This window comes from Streptomyces flaveolus (assembly GCF_014648815.1).
GTDB lineage: Bacteria > Actinomycetota > Actinomycetes > Streptomycetales > Streptomycetaceae > Streptomyces > Streptomyces flaveolus.
In genome coordinates, this window is the sequence record NZ_BMRV01000024.1 from 1 (window position 1) to 13,780 (window position 13,780).

The window sequence follows — 13,780 nt, forward strand, 5'->3', positions numbered from 1 at the left end:
CATGCAGTGGTTCTGGGACCAGTACACCACCGACGAGGCCGAGCGCGCCCAGATCACCGCCTCGCCGCTGCGCGCCACCACCGAGCAGCTCACCGGACTGCCCCCCGCCCTCGTCATCACCGGCGAGGCCGACGTGCTGCGCGACGAGGGCGAAGCGTACGCCAACAAGCTGCGCGAGGCCGGCGTGCCCGTCACCGCCGTCCGCTACCAGGGCATCATCCACGACTTCGTGATGCTCAACGCGCTGCGCGAGACCCACGCCGCCGACGCCGCCATCAACCAGGCCGTCGCCGTTCTCCACGCCGCGCTGCACACCCGCTGACGTGCCGGCCCGACCGGCGCGGACGAGGCGATCAACCCGGAAGCGGAGCGCTTCGGCGCGGAGCGGGCCGGAGCGACGGTCGTCGGGATCGACGGCGCCTCGCACGCCGTGGCTGTCTCGCGGCCCGAGGAAGCAGCCGATCTGATCCGCGGCGCGGTGCGCGCCACCACCTGATACCGCTGTCATCGGCAGCCGGCCCGAAGGCCGCGCGGATGTCCCCTCAAGGGGCCGCGCGGCCTTCGCGTGTGGTCGTCTCATGCCCGCTGCCGCAGGGTGACCACCGCGACCAGACCGCTCAGGAACACCCCGGCGGCCGACGTGCCGCCGACGTACGGTGCGAGAGGACCACCACATCCGTTCGCTCGTTCATGCTCACTGCCGTTCCTCTTCAGCCCGTCTGCCGGGCGTGGTTGCCTGCCGACGCCAGAAGGGCCTGAAGACGGCGGGAGCCCGCCGGTGCACGGAAGCCTGCCCGACAGTGAACGCCCGCCTCGGGCGCTGTCCGCCGTGCGCTGACAGGCATCGGCGCATGCGCTGCCGGGCAAGTCGGCGCCGTGGCGCCGTCTAGCGTCGTCGGGGTACACACAGCACGGCACCGCAGGAGGCGGATCATGACCACCAGCTCCCATCACGTGAGCGGCAGCCAGCCGTGGCTGCACCAGAAGGGCGAGGTGATCCAGGACTTCGGGACCGTCAAGCAGTTCCCGCTCGGCCTCTCGTACGAGGCCCGGATGTACTCCTGCCAGCGCCTCAACCGGGTCCTGGCGGACACACAGATCCTGTACGGCCTCTACAAGAAGCACCACTGGCTGATGCGCGGTGCGACCTTCTACCAACTCCACTTGGTGCTGGACAAGCACGCGGGTGAGCAGCTGGAACTCGTCGACACCCTCGCCGAGCGCGTGCAGTCACTCGGTGGCGTCGCCGTGGGCGACCCCCGGCACGTCGCGGAGATCACCTCGATCCCGAGGCCCCCGGACGGCGTGGAGGAGGTCCCCGCGATGCTGTCGCGGCTGCTGGAGGCCCACGAGACGATTCTCGTCGAGGCCCACGACGCCGCCGCGCGCACCGCCGAACTGGGTGACGACGGCACCAACGACCTCTTCGTCTCGCAAGTGATCAGGACCGGCGAGCTGCAGTCCTGGTTCCTGGCCGAACACCTGGTGGACACGCCCCTCGTCCGCTCCTGAACCCGCTGCGACGACGCCCGACCCGCTGTTCGTGCCCGCATACGATGCAGCGGTGACGGTCGTCTTCGCATCCGGCGAAGCGCTGGGTGAGCGGGAGCTGATGATGGATCTGCGACAGATGGAAGTCATCGTCGCGGTAGCCGACACCGGCGGTTTCACGGCGGCGGCGCGGCGCCTGCACGTGGTCCAGTCCGCGGTGTCCGGCACAGTCCGGTCCCTGGAACGCGAATTGGGCACCCCTCTCTTCGACCGCACCACGCACCGCGTCGCCCTGACCCCGGCGGGCGAAGCCTTCGTCCCCGCTGCCAGGGCCACCCTGCGCGCCGCCGAGCTGACCCGGGAAGCGGTCGACGCCGTCAAGGGCCAGCTACGCGGACGGATCACGGTCGGCACCATGCAAGGCGTATGGGCGGGGCTGCACCATGCCCTGGCCGCGCTGCGTGCGGAGCATCCGGGCGTGGTGGTGCAGCTGCGGCAGGCCGCGGTCGCCGACATCCGCCAAGCGTTGCGCGACGGCACCGTGGACCTGGCGGTCGTGGCACTGGACCGGCAACAGCAACGCGGACTGACCACCCGCCTGTTGTCCCGCGAGGACATGGTGCTCGTGGCCTCGCCCCGCAGGGTTCTGCTCGCGGTGAAGCCGGAGGACGAAGTCGACCTCGCCGACCTCACCCGACTGCCCATGGTCGACTTCTCACCGGGATGGGCCATCCGCTACGCGGTCGACCGGGCTTTCCGCGCCGCCGGCGTCGAACGCAGTACGACGTTCGAGGTGAACGACATCGTCGCGGCGGCCGAACTGGTCCGCAACGACCTGGGCGTGTGCATCATGCCCAGGTCGATCGCGGACCGGTTCGACGACCTGCGCCAGTACCCGTTCCGGCGGCACGCCCCGAACTGGAAGATCATGGTGGTACGGCCTCCCGGCGAGGCGCCCCCCGCAGTCGCCGCGCTGTTGAAGCACATCACCTGACGGGGTCCGGACGTGCAGCACCCGGGAGCGTGCGAGAGATACCGCCCGCCTCCGGCCGTAGGTGCCCCTCGACCCCGGCGCGCCGGGCATGGGCCGGGTTCACTCGGTTCCGGTCCTACGGCGGGCTACCGGGGTCGGCCCGGGCGGTGTTCACCGGACGTCGAGGTCGGCGAGACGCTTCCGGGCCTCGATGAGGCGGTTGGGGTCGGCTGCCGTGCCGAGGGACACGCACCGGGCGAAGGCATCACGAGCCTCGTCGCGGTGCCCGGCAGCCAGCAGAGCCTCACCAAGGTGGAACAGGGCGCGGCTCTCCAAGCCGATGTTGCCGCTGTCGCGCCCGAGGTCCACTGCGGCTCGCAGGTGGTCGGCGGCCTCAGCCCAGTTCTCGAGGCAGGTGTGAGACCGGCCGATGTTCATCTCCAGGTTCACGCGGGCGAAATCCCCGATATGCGGTTCGATGCGGTCGCCGGCCTGGTCGAGGAAGGCAAGCGCGCGCAGGTCCTCCGCGAGCGATTCCTCGTGCTGGCCGGCGAGGAGGAGGTTGTAGGCGGTACTGGTCATGGCTTGGAGGGTGCCGTGAAGGTCGCTGGAGGCTTCGAAGAACCTGGCTGACTCGCGGTTGTGATGTGCCGCCGCAGCGTGGTCGCCGAGCATGCTCAGGGCCCAGGCACTGTAGAAGTGGGCCCAGCCCTGCTGGGGGAGGTGATCGGCGCGCTGGGCGGCGGCGAGGGCCTGGGCGGAGCGGGCGAGGCTGTCGTGGTGGCGGCCTTCGCACAGCAGCAGGGCCCAGGCGTGGTAGTTGAGGTGGGTGGCTTCCAGGAGCGGGTCGCCGAGGGCCTGTGCGGAGTGGGCGGCGGTTCGGAAGACTTCGGGCCAGTGTCCCCAGAAGGTCCATTGGTCGGAGAACCAGTGCAGGGCTTCGGTGACTTCCACGACGGTGGTGTGGTCGCCCGCGGCGGCGGCCGCGCGCAGGGCGGCCAGCCAGTTGTCGCCTTCGGCCTGGAGCCACTGGCGGGCGTGCTCGGCCGTGGACAGGTCGACGGTGCCCTGCCAGGTGGCGGATGGGGCGCCGTGGTCGGGTTCGTACCAGCGGCCGGCCACGACGGCGGTCTCCAGCAGCCAGCGGTGCAGCGCCGCCCGGGCCGCCTCGGACTTCCCGGGGGGTTCTTCGGCGTGCAGCCGGCTGCGGGCGTACAGGCGCAGCAGGTCGTGCAGGCGGTAGCGGTCCTGGTCGGTGCCCAGCAGACCGGTCTCGACGAGTTCCTCGAGCGTGTCCTCGGCGTCGAACAGCGGCTGCTCGGTCAGCTGAGCGGCGCCGGCGGCGCTGACATCGGGGCCGTCGACCAGGGACAGCAGCCGGAACAGGCGTGCGGCGGTGGGAGTCAGCTGACGGTAGGACAGGTCGAAGGCCGCCGAGAGGCGGAGGTCGCCGGCGGTCAGCGTGTCCAGGCGGCGTTCTTCCAGCGCGAGGCGGTCGGCGAGGCGGCGCATCGTCCAGCCGGTGCGGGTGGCCAGCCAGTTGCCCGCCACGCGCAGGGCCAGCGGCAGATGCCCGCAGCGGTGGGCGACCTCGGCCAGCGCGCCAGGGTCCGCGTCCACGCGCTCCCGTCCTACCAGGGCGGTCAGGAAATCGGCAGCCTCGATGGGGGAGAGTTCGCCGATGGGCAGGCGGTGGACGCTCTCCAGGCCGGTGAGCATCCTTCGGCTGGTGATCAATATCATCCCCGCACCGGCCCCGTGCAGCAGCGGGCGAACCTGGGCCTCGTCCCGGGCGTTGTCCAGCACCAGAAGACAGCGCCGCTCAGCCAGCACCTTCCGGTACAGCTCCGGGTGACCCTGCGGGCCGGCCTTCGCAAGATCCCGGTCGGCCACGCCCAACGCCTTCAGCGCACGCAGCAGGAGCTCGGCCGCGTCCGGCGGAGTGTCGTCCAAGCCACGCAGATCCAGCATCAGCTGCCCGTCCGGGAAACGCCCGGCCAGTTCGCGGGCGGCCTGCAGCGTCATGGTGGTCTTGCCCGCTCCCGGCGGCCCGGACACCGCCGCGACCACCGGCAGCCCAGTGGTCTCCCTGTCAGCCAGTGCCGCCAGTTGTGTCAGCTCCGCTTCCCGGCCGACGAAGTCGTCGATGCCGCGCGGGAAGGCACGCACGCCGGCCGGACTGTGGCGAGGGCTGCGACCGGACCGGGCGGCGGCCAGCAGCCGCTCCCGCGCCGGCTCGCCCAGCCCCAGCCCGTCCGCCAACGCGGCGACCGTTCTCCGCTGGGGAGTCGCCCGCCGTCCCCGCTCGAGATCACCGATCCCCCGGACACTGACTCCCGACGCCTCCGCCAGGGCCTCGATCGTCAGCGATGCCTCCAACCGCAGCTGCCGTAGCAGCACCCCGAACCCTGCACCACCCGCGTCCGCCACCCTGTCACCTCACATCACCCTGTGTCAGATCCGCTCCGACATCGCGCCTGAACAGGGCCAAGTGCCCAGCGGCGAGAAAATCTTATGGCGGCCGGCCAGGGGCATCAGCCGCTGATCCAGAACCGGACGACTCCCTGCGCGCACACGCCGCCGCCCGGGCCGGTCACCCACGATGTGGGCGGGCGGGAGCCGGTATCGCGCCGGCAGGTGGACTGCTGGCTCAGACGCCGACGTCCCTCGCCTTCAGCACCGCTGGACATGTCCCGTGCCCCGTTCGCCCGCGCCCGCCTCATGCTCGCTCACGGCTCTTGGCTTCATCGGTGTCGCCGCGTGAGGGCGGGATCACCTCGCGCGGCCGGCTGAGGGAGAAGCAGGACGCGAACTGAGTGCCTTCACGGTGACCGGGCCCGTGGCATGGCGGGGTTGCCTGCCATGCCCGAGCGTGCACACCTCATGCCTCCGAGTGCCCTGTTGCCGGCTGTCGGGCACGCATTCCAGGCAGGACAGTGGTCACGGACCGATGATGGCGGGAGGCGTCGACATGTGAGCGAGAAGAGGAGCCCTCATGACCGATGAACCGATTCTGGTTCTCGCGGCCACCGGTGGACAGGGCGGTGCGGTGACGAAGGCGTTGGTCGGCCGCGGAGCCCGTGTCCGGGCTGTGGTCCGCGACCCCGGCCGGCCGGCGGCACGGAAGCTCGCCGAGGCCGGGGTCGATGTCGTGACGGGGTCGCTGGGTGACGCCGGCTCACTCACCCCGGCCATGACCGGGGTGAGGGCGGTCTTCGCCTACACGACTCCCTTCGAGGCCGGCCTCGAAGCCGAAGTCGCCCAGGGACGGTCGATCATCGCTGCCGCAACGCTGGCGCGCGTCCCGCATCTCGTGTTCAGTTCGGTGGCTGGAGCCGACCGGGCCAGCGGGGTGCCGCACTTCGAGAGCAAGGCACTGATCGAAGCGGAGTTGGCCTCGGCAGACGTCCCGCACACGGTGCTGGGACCCACGTACTTTTTCGACAACGCACTCGGCGGAGCCGAGCGCATCCTCGATGGTCTCCTGGATCTGCCGCTGCCGGGGGACCGCCCCTTGCAGCAGCTCGACCGCGCAGATCTCGGAGCGTTCGCCGCGAAAGTACTGCTCGATCCGAGCGAGTACGCCGGTCAGCGCATCGAACTCGCCAGTGACGCGCCCACTCCCGTGCAGATGGCCGCCGCACTCGGGGACGCCTTGGGACGGGAGGTCCGCCACGAGCGCGTTCCGCTCCCGGCGGTGACCAATCCTGACATGCACGCGATGTGGGCCTTCTTCAACAGGGAGGGATACCGCGTCGACATCCCAGCGCTCCACGGGGATCACCCCGAGATCGGCTGGACCCGGTACGCTGACTGGGCCGGCCGTGCCTGGACAGGCGCCCGCTGAGCCTGCGCCTGTGCGGTCTTCGGTCTGGGCAGAACAGGGGAGAGCGTGGCTGACCAGAAGCCCTTCGGGGCCGTTCTGCGGGGTCTGCGACAGCAGGGTCGCCTGACGATGGAGGAGTTGGCCGAGTCGTCGGGCGTCAGCGTCCGGGCCATCGGCGACATGGAGCGGGGACGCAGCCGGGTTCCTCAGCGCCGTACGGTCGTGGCGCTGGCGCAGGGGCTGCGTCTCGCGGAGCGGGAGCGGGAGGCGCTGTTTGCCGCGGCGCGGGCCGGGCGTGTGACGCGTGCGGTAGCGGTGGCCGGGAATACGGTGCCGCCGCGGTCGGTCGGGGACTTCACGGGGCGCGGTCCTGAACTTGCCCGGCTGCGGGATGCCGCACAACGGGCGGGGACCGGTGAGGGCACACGGGTGTCGGTCGTCTCGGGCCCTCCGGGGTGCGGTAAGACGACGCTTGCGCTGAAAGCGGTGGCGGATGTCGCGGAGATGTTCCCCGACGGGTGCTTCGTCGCGGACCTGCACGGCGTGGACGGCCCCGTGGACGCGGCCGAGCCGCTGCTGAAGCTGCTGAAAGCCCTGGGGGTGCCGGACCGCCGACTGGCGCGGGAGGACGCGGCTGGGCGTGCGGGGTTGCTGAGAGCGTTGCTGGGCGAGCGGCGGTGCCTGGTGGTGCTGGACAACGCGCGCGACGAGGGGCAAGTGCGTCCTTTGCTGCCGGCGGGCGGGCGGAGCTTGGTGCTGGTCACCAGTCGGAGGCCGTTGACGGGTCTGGAGGACGTCGACCGGCTGACGTTGTCGGAGATGGCGCAGGACGAAGCGGTCGCACTGTTGCGCCGCATCCTGGGCGCGGACCGGGCGGACGCGGAATCCGCGGCCGTGGGTCGGGTGGCGGAGCTGTGCGGACGTCTGCCATTGGCCCTGCGCGTCGCGGGGAACTGGCTGACGGTGCGGTCCGGCTGGCCTGTCGATCACCTGGTTCGTCGCCTGACCGACGAGGAGCGTCGCCTGGGCGCCCTGGTGGCCGGTGATGTGCGAGTGGAGGCGGCGTTCGAGCTGTCCTACCGGGAGCTGAGCAGCCAGGCCGCAAGGATGCTGCGGTTGCTGAGCCTGGTCCCGGGGCCGGACATGACCGCCGCGTACGGTGCAGCGCTGACCGGGACCGGGGTCTTCGAGGCCGAGGACGTGATGGAGGAATTGGCCGAGGCCGGACTGCTGCAGGCCGCCTTCACCGGCCGCTACCAACTGCACGACCTGTTGCGGCTGTTCGCCCGCGCCCGGCTGTCCCAGGAGGAGGACCCTGAGCGACGGGAAGCGGCCGAGGACCGACTGCGTGCCTGGCTGCTGGACACGGCTGTGATCGCCGGCCGCTGGTACAAGCCCCAGTACGGGGCGCCTCCGTCCTCCTGGCGAGGCCTGGTCGCCCTGGAGAACGCCGAGCAGGCCCGCTCCTGGCTCCAGAGCGAAGCCCCTGCCTGGCGCGCGGCGCTGCACAGCGCCGCACACAAGGGCGAGCACACCCGGGTCGTGGAAACCGCAGATGCCATGGAATGGTTCTGCAACCTGTGGGTCTTCTGGGGCCACTGGTCCGAGATCTACCAGCTCTCCAGCCAGGCCGCAGCCGCGCTCGACGACCCCGACCTGCAGACGTTCCACCTCAACATGCAGGCGTGGGCCCTGATCGAGTGCGACCACAGGTACCGCGAGGCCCTCGAACGGGCCGATGAAGGTCTGCAGTGCGCTCGCCGCGCCGGCAATGTTCCCCAGCAGGCCTCGGCCTTGTCGCACGCGGCAGTCGCGCACCGGAAACTCGGCGAGGCGCAGGCGGCGGCAGAGAAGGCCCTTGCCTCTGTTGACCTGTACGAAGAGGCCGACGACTGCGAGGGCTGGCTGGGCGCCCTGCTCACCTACGGTTCTTGTCTGCGCTTCCTCGGCCGTGCCGAGGAGTCCCTGGACCAGAGCAGGCGCATCATCGCCTTCCTCGACGCGCCGGATCGCCCGGTCAACGGGCACGTCGCCGATATGACTCGTGCTCACGCGACCTACGCACTCGGTCTTGACCACATCGCCCTCCAACAGTGGAGTGAGGCCGCCGCCAGTCACCGCGATGCTGTGGCCCAGTTCAGGCGCGTCGGCATGCCCTACATGGAGGGAGGCTCGCTCGTGAGTCTGGCTGAGGCCCTGGTCGGACTGGGAGAACGAGCGGAAGCCAGGTCCTGTCTCCGTCAGGCTCTCGACCTCGGTGACGCGGTCGACAGCGGCATCCTGCGGAAGGCACAGAAACTCCTGGACTCGCTCCCGGCCGAGTGAGCAACGCCCGCGGCAGGAGGCTCAGCCGCGATGCCGGTGCAGAGCGACGTGAACGGTGTCGAGAGCCTGGACGAGGGCGGCGCGCGCGGCATCGGTGTCGCACAGCGGATCGAGCACCATGAAGTCGTGGATGGTGCCGTGGTAGCGCATGGAGACCACCGCCACGCCGGCAGCACGGAGCTTTGCCGCATAGGCTTCGCCCTCGTCTCGTACCACGTCAGCCTCGCCGGTGACCACAAGGGCCGGGGGGAGGCCGGTGAGCTGCTCCACGGTCGCTCGCAGCGGTGATGCGGTGGCCGCGCTCCGCTGCCGCACGTCGGGCAGGTACTGGTCCCAGAACCAACGCATGGTCTCGCGGCCGACGAAGTACCCCTCAGCGAACTCCTGGTACGACGGGGTGTCGAAGTCGGCGTCGGTGACCGGGCACAGCAGCACCTGCTGCAGCAGTCTCACGTCACCGCGCTCCTTGGCGAGCAAGGTGAGCGCCGCTACCAGGTTGCCGCCGGCCGAGTCGCCCACGGCGGCCATCCGGCTCCCGTCCAGACCGATCTCCCCGCCCCGCTCGCAGATCCACCTCGCGACCGCGTAGCACTGCTCGACGGCGACCGGGTACTTCGCCTCCGGCGGGCGGTGGTACTCGACGTGGACGACGGCGGCGTCCGAGCCGAGGGCGAAGGCACGCAACAGGCGCTCGTGCGTGTGGGCATCGCCCAGGACCCAGCCCAACCCGTGCAGGAAGAGCACGACGGGGATGCTGCCGTCGCTGTCGGTGGGTCTGACCACCCGCACTCGTACGTGACCGGTCGGCCCTCCCGGCACCGTGAACCACTGTGCCGAAGTGGCTTGCTCGTCGAGAGGGTCGGAGACGCCCTGCCCCTGGAGACGGGCCAGGTCCAGTCTGGCCTGTTCCGGGTCCGGGGTGCGGGCCGAACGTGGGCAGGCGCACCTGTCCACGAACGCTCGGGTGGACGGGTCCAGGACCGTACGAGGGTGGGGGGGAGTGGCGAAGTCGGTCATACGGTCTCCAGCCGAGAAAGCCTAGCGGGATGAGGCGGAACGGTGGTGGGCGTACCGGGTGCCTGATCGGGAGAGGGGGAGTGGGGGTGCGGCTGCCGGTATCGGGTGGCGCCGACGCGGGCGCGGGGCAGGTGGTCAGCGCCCTGACGGCACCCTACTCGTAGGCTCCGGGCAGCCGGCCCCGGATGGCTCGGTCCTCGCGGACGGCGGCGTGTCGACCGGAAGTTGACCGCTGTGGCCCTGGGCGGTGTGTGCGCTGCGCCAGTCACGAGGGGAGACACCGTACGCGGCGCGGAAGGTACGGCTGAAGTGGGCGGGATTGACGAATCCCCACCGCCGGGCCACCGAGGACACGGTGGGGGCTGTCCTGGCACGGCGGGCCAGTTCCCGGCTGCACTCCTCCAGGCGCCTCTGCTGGATGAGTCGGGCGACTGTGATGCCCTCACCTTCGAACAATCGGTGCAGATACCGGATGGAGATGTGGAACGCCCGGGCGATGCTCTCCGGCGAGAGATCCGGGTCACCCAGGTTCCGGTCGACGTGTTTGCGGATCCGAAGCACGAATTGGCTGCGGGCGGTGTCCGGGGCGGTGTCGGCGGGATGGGCGCGTTCGGCGATCAACGTGGCGAACAGTTCCACGACGTTGCCGGCCAGCCGGTTGGCAACGGCCGCGGGGTAGCTGTCGGCCGTGGACGCGAGGGTGGCCAGGAACGGGAGCAGCACTGCGCCGACACCGTCCCGGGTGCCGATGGCATCGCCCGTCACCCGACGGATGTCGCTGTCCGCTACCCCCAGCGTGTGGCGGGGCAGTTGGAAGACATGCGCGGCGAATCGCTGCGGATAGTCGAAGGAATACGGTCGTGTGGTGTCGTACATCACCAGGTCTCCTTCGCCCACCTCCGCCCTTCGGCCGTCCTGGACAAAGGTGGCCGTGCCGGATATCTGGATTCCGACGGCCACCAGTGCTTCGGGCGATCGGGTGATCAGTGCTGGAGTGCGGCTGACTCGCTCTGCATCGGCTTCCAGGGTGGAGACCTGGAGGTATCCGAGGCGGTGGGTGGCGATCCGACCGTCGAACGGGCCGTCGTCCCGCGGGGCGACCGTCATCGGTACCAATGTCCTGCTCACCACGTCGTTCCAGTACGCGACCTTCTCCTGGTCCGGTACGGAAGCGGTAGTCAACACCATGCTCAAGTTGCTCTCCGCTCAGGAAATGTCTGGAGGTTGCGAGGGACGGGAACAGGTTGGGACGGCTGCGTCTCTCCGGAAGACGGCGGCCGGTACCCGGCAGGGCCGGATGTGTCCTCGTACGGGCAGCGGCCTCGCTGGAGCGCAACCGTGCCGCTTCGGCGAGGCCCGGTTCCTACCCGCAAGGAACAGCCAAGCAGCGGTCGGCTGACGATCCCAGGCAGAACCACAGGCAGAAAGTGCGCGAGCGGGCCTTCGACGTGGCGATGGTGATCAGACGGGTGGCAGGGGTGAAGCGGGCTCGGTGACGCTTCGGCGCCCTCACCACGTGGTGAGGGCGCCGAAGCGTAGCTGCAGGGGCCCGTGGCCCGCGGCCGGGAAGGCCGCGGTGGTGCTACTTCGCCAGGAAGGTCAGGAGGGCGGCGTTGACTTCCTCCGCGTGGGTCCACAGCAGGCCGTGCGGGGCGCCCTCGACCTCCACGTAGTCGGCGGACGGGAGGGCCTTGTGGAAGGGCCGCGCGGTCCCGTCGGCCGACAGGATCCGGTCGGCCGTGCCGTGGAGGATCAGGGCCGGCACGTCGATGGCGGGTATGTCGGCCCGGAAGTCCGTGTACCAGGTCGAGGGTGCGGCGGCGGCGGCGAAGGCGCCGCCGCTCGCGGCGACGTTCCAGCTGTTGCGGACCGCCTCCTCACTGATCCTGGTGCCCAGGTTTTCGTCCAGGTTGTAGAAGTCCTGGAAGAAGGCGGTGTAGTAGGCGAAGCGGTCCGCCTTCACGGCCGCGACCACGCCGTCGAAGAACTCCTGCGGAGCGACTCCCTCGGGGTTGTCCGCCGTCTTGAGCAGGCAGGGCTCCAGCGAGGCGAGGAAAGCGGCCTTTGCCACCCGGCCGGAGCCGTAGGTGGAGAGGTATCGGGCGACCTCCCCGGTACCCATCGAGAATCCGACCAGGACGGCGTCCCGCACGTCGAGGGTCTCCATGACGGTGTTCAGGTCGGCCGCGAACGTGTCGTAGTCGTACCCGGTCGTCGGCCGGCTCGACCGACCGAAGCCGCGGCGGTCGTAGGTGATCACCCGGTAGCCGGCGTCGAGCAGAGCGGAAGTCTGCCGCTCCCAGGAGTGGCCGTCCAGCGGGAAGCCATGGATGAGGACCACGGTCTGTCCTGACCCATGGTCCTCGTAGTAGAGGTCGATGGTGGTCGAGTTCTGCTGACCCACGGTGATGTACGGCAAGGTCTGTTCCTTTTGTCCAGCGAGCGCGAAGGAGTGGCCCGGATCGGGCACCACGCTAGGGCGCGCGGTCCGCACTCCTTTTGCCGTCGGACGCACCCCTCTTGCCCGGAAGTGCCCAGGCAGGCGGGATCGCGGATACACGCGAGGTGGCCGCGGGCGTGACTGGACGCATCACGACGGCGTCGGCGTCGCCCCGGCCGGCCGTCACCGAGAGCGTCACCATCGACCCTGAGCGACGGTGTCGCCTGCGCCCGGTGGTCAGGTGTTCTACGTGCGGGCGTAGTGGCGTTGCGCTTTCGCCCGGCACCGGCGGCGGGTGCCGTTCTCGGAGCCACGGGCAGTGCGTTTTCGCGGCGCCGGAGATCTTCTCCTTCGACGATGACGACTACCTCGTGTACGAGGCCGCCCCCCGCGACGCGCTGCTCGACCGGGCCGAGAAGGCCGCGGCCGTCTGCCCGGTCCGCGCTGTCACCCAGACGCAGGCCGTCGCATGAGAGGCCACGACCACCGCCAACTGGTGATCGTCGGAGCCTCGCTCGCCGGTCTGCGAGCGGCGCAGCCCCCGCGCGACCGTGGTTTCACCCGAGCCCTGACCATCGTGGGCGGCGAACCACGTCCGCCCTACGACCGGCCGCCGCTGTCCAAGCAGGTACTCACCTCCCCGGGCCGGCCGGCCGGGATCGAACTGTCCCTGCCCCAAGGGCTCGACGCCCGCTGGCGGCTCGGGCAGGCGGCGGTCGGCCTGGACGTCACGGCGCGGACCCTCACCCTGGCCGACGGCGCGCTGCTCCGGTACGACGGGCTCCTCATCGCCACCGGATCGGCCGCCCGCCCCACCCGCGCCCCCGGCCGGCGTGCTCACCCTGCGCACCTGGGACGACGCGCTCGGTGGGACGAGCCGGAACACGGACCTAGGCATGGTCGAGTTGGCCGGCGAGGCCGGTCAGATCGTCGGCGTGCAGGTCGAACCGGTCCGAGGGGGTGGGCGGGTCGCCGACGGGGCGGGCAATGTAGGCGGTGCGCAGGCCGAGGGCCTGTGCGCCGCGCAGGTCCCAGGCGTGGGCGGCGACCATCAGGAGCCGCTGCGGCGGTCGTCCGGAGACGGTGACGGCCAGCTGGTAGACCGCGGGGTCGGGCTTGTAGGTCCGGGCGTCTTCGGCGGACAGGGCCTGGTGCCAGCGCAGTCCGGCGTGGGCGTTGAGTTCCAGCAGCGCTGTCCGGCTCGCGTTGGAGAGTCCGATCAGCGGGAACCGTTCGGCGAGTCGGGCGAGCCCTGCCACCGTGTCGGGCCACGGCGGGAGCCTGCGGCCTGCCCGGGCCAGCGCGGCTACGGCGGTCGGGTCGTCGACCCCGGCGGCATCGGCGACGAGCCGGGCGGCTTCCAGGTCGAGGACGTCGCTGGTGAGGTAGGGCCGGACGCCGTCGAGGATGCGCCGTTGCTCGCGGTCGATGTGCTGCTGCCACAGCGACACCAGCTGCTCGACCCTGGGATCGCCGAGCGCTGGATCGAGTTCTCGAATGCCGGCGCGGATGCCTGCGGGTTCGTCGACGAGCGTGCCGAGCACGTCGAACACGATGGCGTCGATCTCTGGCTCTGACATGAGAGAGGTCTCCTGGGCGAAGCAGGGGCTCGGGAGTGACTGTCGGCCGAACGCGGCGGAAAGCCGGCCAGGCCCTGGCGCTCGGGGGCGGCGGTTGCGCGGGGGCTCATGTCGTCGCGTACGCGCAG

Annotated in this window: 10 protein-coding genes and 3 pseudogenes; 8 read left to right on the forward strand and 5 right to left on the reverse strand. The window is 70.7% G+C overall.

The annotated features are described in order from the left end of the window. From IEZ05_RS34375 to IEZ05_RS34385, 4 genes and pseudogenes are all read left to right on the forward strand, one after another. Positions 1-322 (forward strand): alpha/beta hydrolase fold domain-containing protein (locus IEZ05_RS34375; RefSeq protein WP_189234244.1); only part of this gene is annotated, 322 nt, incomplete at its 5' end. Between the two features lie 15 nt (positions 323-337). Continuing rightward, positions 338-496, forward strand: a pseudogene (locus IEZ05_RS36660) (alpha/beta hydrolase); the annotation flags it as partial. A 437-nt stretch (positions 497-933) separates the two neighbouring features. Continuing rightward, the gene (locus IEZ05_RS34380) at positions 934-1,512 is read left to right on the forward strand and encodes a Dps family protein (RefSeq protein ID WP_115506902.1); all 579 of its coding nucleotides are present in this window, start codon (positions 934-936) and stop codon (positions 1,510-1,512) included. 52 nt (positions 1,513-1,564) lie between these two features. After that, entirely contained in the window at positions 1,565-2,485 is a 921-nt protein-coding gene (locus IEZ05_RS34385) for a LysR family transcriptional regulator (protein ID WP_229869982.1), read from the forward strand. Positions 2,486-2,635: 150 nt separating this feature from the next. On the opposite strand, the gene IEZ05_RS34390 is transcribed toward IEZ05_RS34385, so the two are convergent. Then, positions 2,636-4,864 carry an ATP-binding protein gene (locus IEZ05_RS34390; RefSeq protein ID WP_229869983.1) on the reverse strand — a complete coding sequence of 743 codons (2,229 nt, stop codon included), beginning with the start codon at positions 4,862-4,864 and terminating at the stop codon, positions 2,636-2,638. Between the two features lie 595 nt (positions 4,865-5,459). On the opposite strand from IEZ05_RS34390, the gene IEZ05_RS34395 reads away from it, so the two are divergent. After that, positions 5,460-6,311: an NmrA/HSCARG family protein gene (locus IEZ05_RS34395; protein ID WP_189234246.1), complete on the forward strand. Its 852-nt coding sequence runs from the start codon at positions 5,460-5,462 to the stop codon at positions 6,309-6,311. A gap of 45 nt (positions 6,312-6,356) precedes the next feature. Beyond that, positions 6,357-8,615: an ATP-binding protein gene (locus tag IEZ05_RS34400; RefSeq protein WP_189234247.1), complete on the forward strand. Its 2,259-nt coding sequence runs from the start codon at positions 6,357-6,359 to the stop codon at positions 8,613-8,615. A 21-nt stretch (positions 8,616-8,636) separates the two neighbouring features. Here IEZ05_RS34400 and IEZ05_RS34405 read toward each other — a convergent pair whose 3' ends face one another. The 3 genes from IEZ05_RS34405 to IEZ05_RS34415 all read right to left on the reverse strand — a co-directional run bounded on the left by IEZ05_RS34405 (position 8,637) and on the right by IEZ05_RS34415 (position 12,051). Beyond that, positions 8,637-9,398, reverse strand: a complete 762-nt coding sequence (locus IEZ05_RS34405) for an alpha/beta hydrolase (protein WP_308426987.1) — start codon at positions 9,396-9,398, stop codon at positions 8,637-8,639. A 369-nt stretch (positions 9,399-9,767) separates the two neighbouring features. Beyond that, positions 9,768-10,826 carry an AraC-like ligand-binding domain-containing protein gene (locus tag IEZ05_RS34410; protein ID WP_189234249.1) on the reverse strand — a complete coding sequence of 353 codons (1,059 nt, stop codon included), beginning with the start codon at positions 10,824-10,826 and terminating at the stop codon, positions 9,768-9,770. Between the two features lie 388 nt (positions 10,827-11,214). Next, entirely contained in the window at positions 11,215-12,051 is an 837-nt protein-coding gene (locus IEZ05_RS34415) for an alpha/beta fold hydrolase (protein ID WP_189234250.1), read from the reverse strand. A gap of 326 nt (positions 12,052-12,377) precedes the next feature. Between IEZ05_RS34415 and IEZ05_RS34420 the strand changes: the two are divergent. Continuing rightward, positions 12,378-12,545, forward strand: a pseudogene (locus IEZ05_RS34420) (ferredoxin); the annotation flags it as partial. Continuing rightward, positions 12,542-12,907 (forward strand): annotated as a pseudogene (locus IEZ05_RS34425) (FAD-dependent oxidoreductase); the annotation flags it as partial. The pseudogenes IEZ05_RS34420 and IEZ05_RS34425, both read left to right, overlap by 4 nt. A gap of 55 nt (positions 12,908-12,962) precedes the next feature. Here IEZ05_RS34425 and IEZ05_RS34430 read toward each other — a convergent pair. Further along, positions 12,963-13,652 carry a haloacid dehalogenase type II gene (locus IEZ05_RS34430; RefSeq protein ID WP_189234251.1) on the reverse strand — a complete coding sequence of 230 codons (690 nt, stop codon included), beginning with the start codon at positions 13,650-13,652 and terminating at the stop codon, positions 12,963-12,965. Positions 13,653-13,780: the final 128 nt, after the last annotated feature.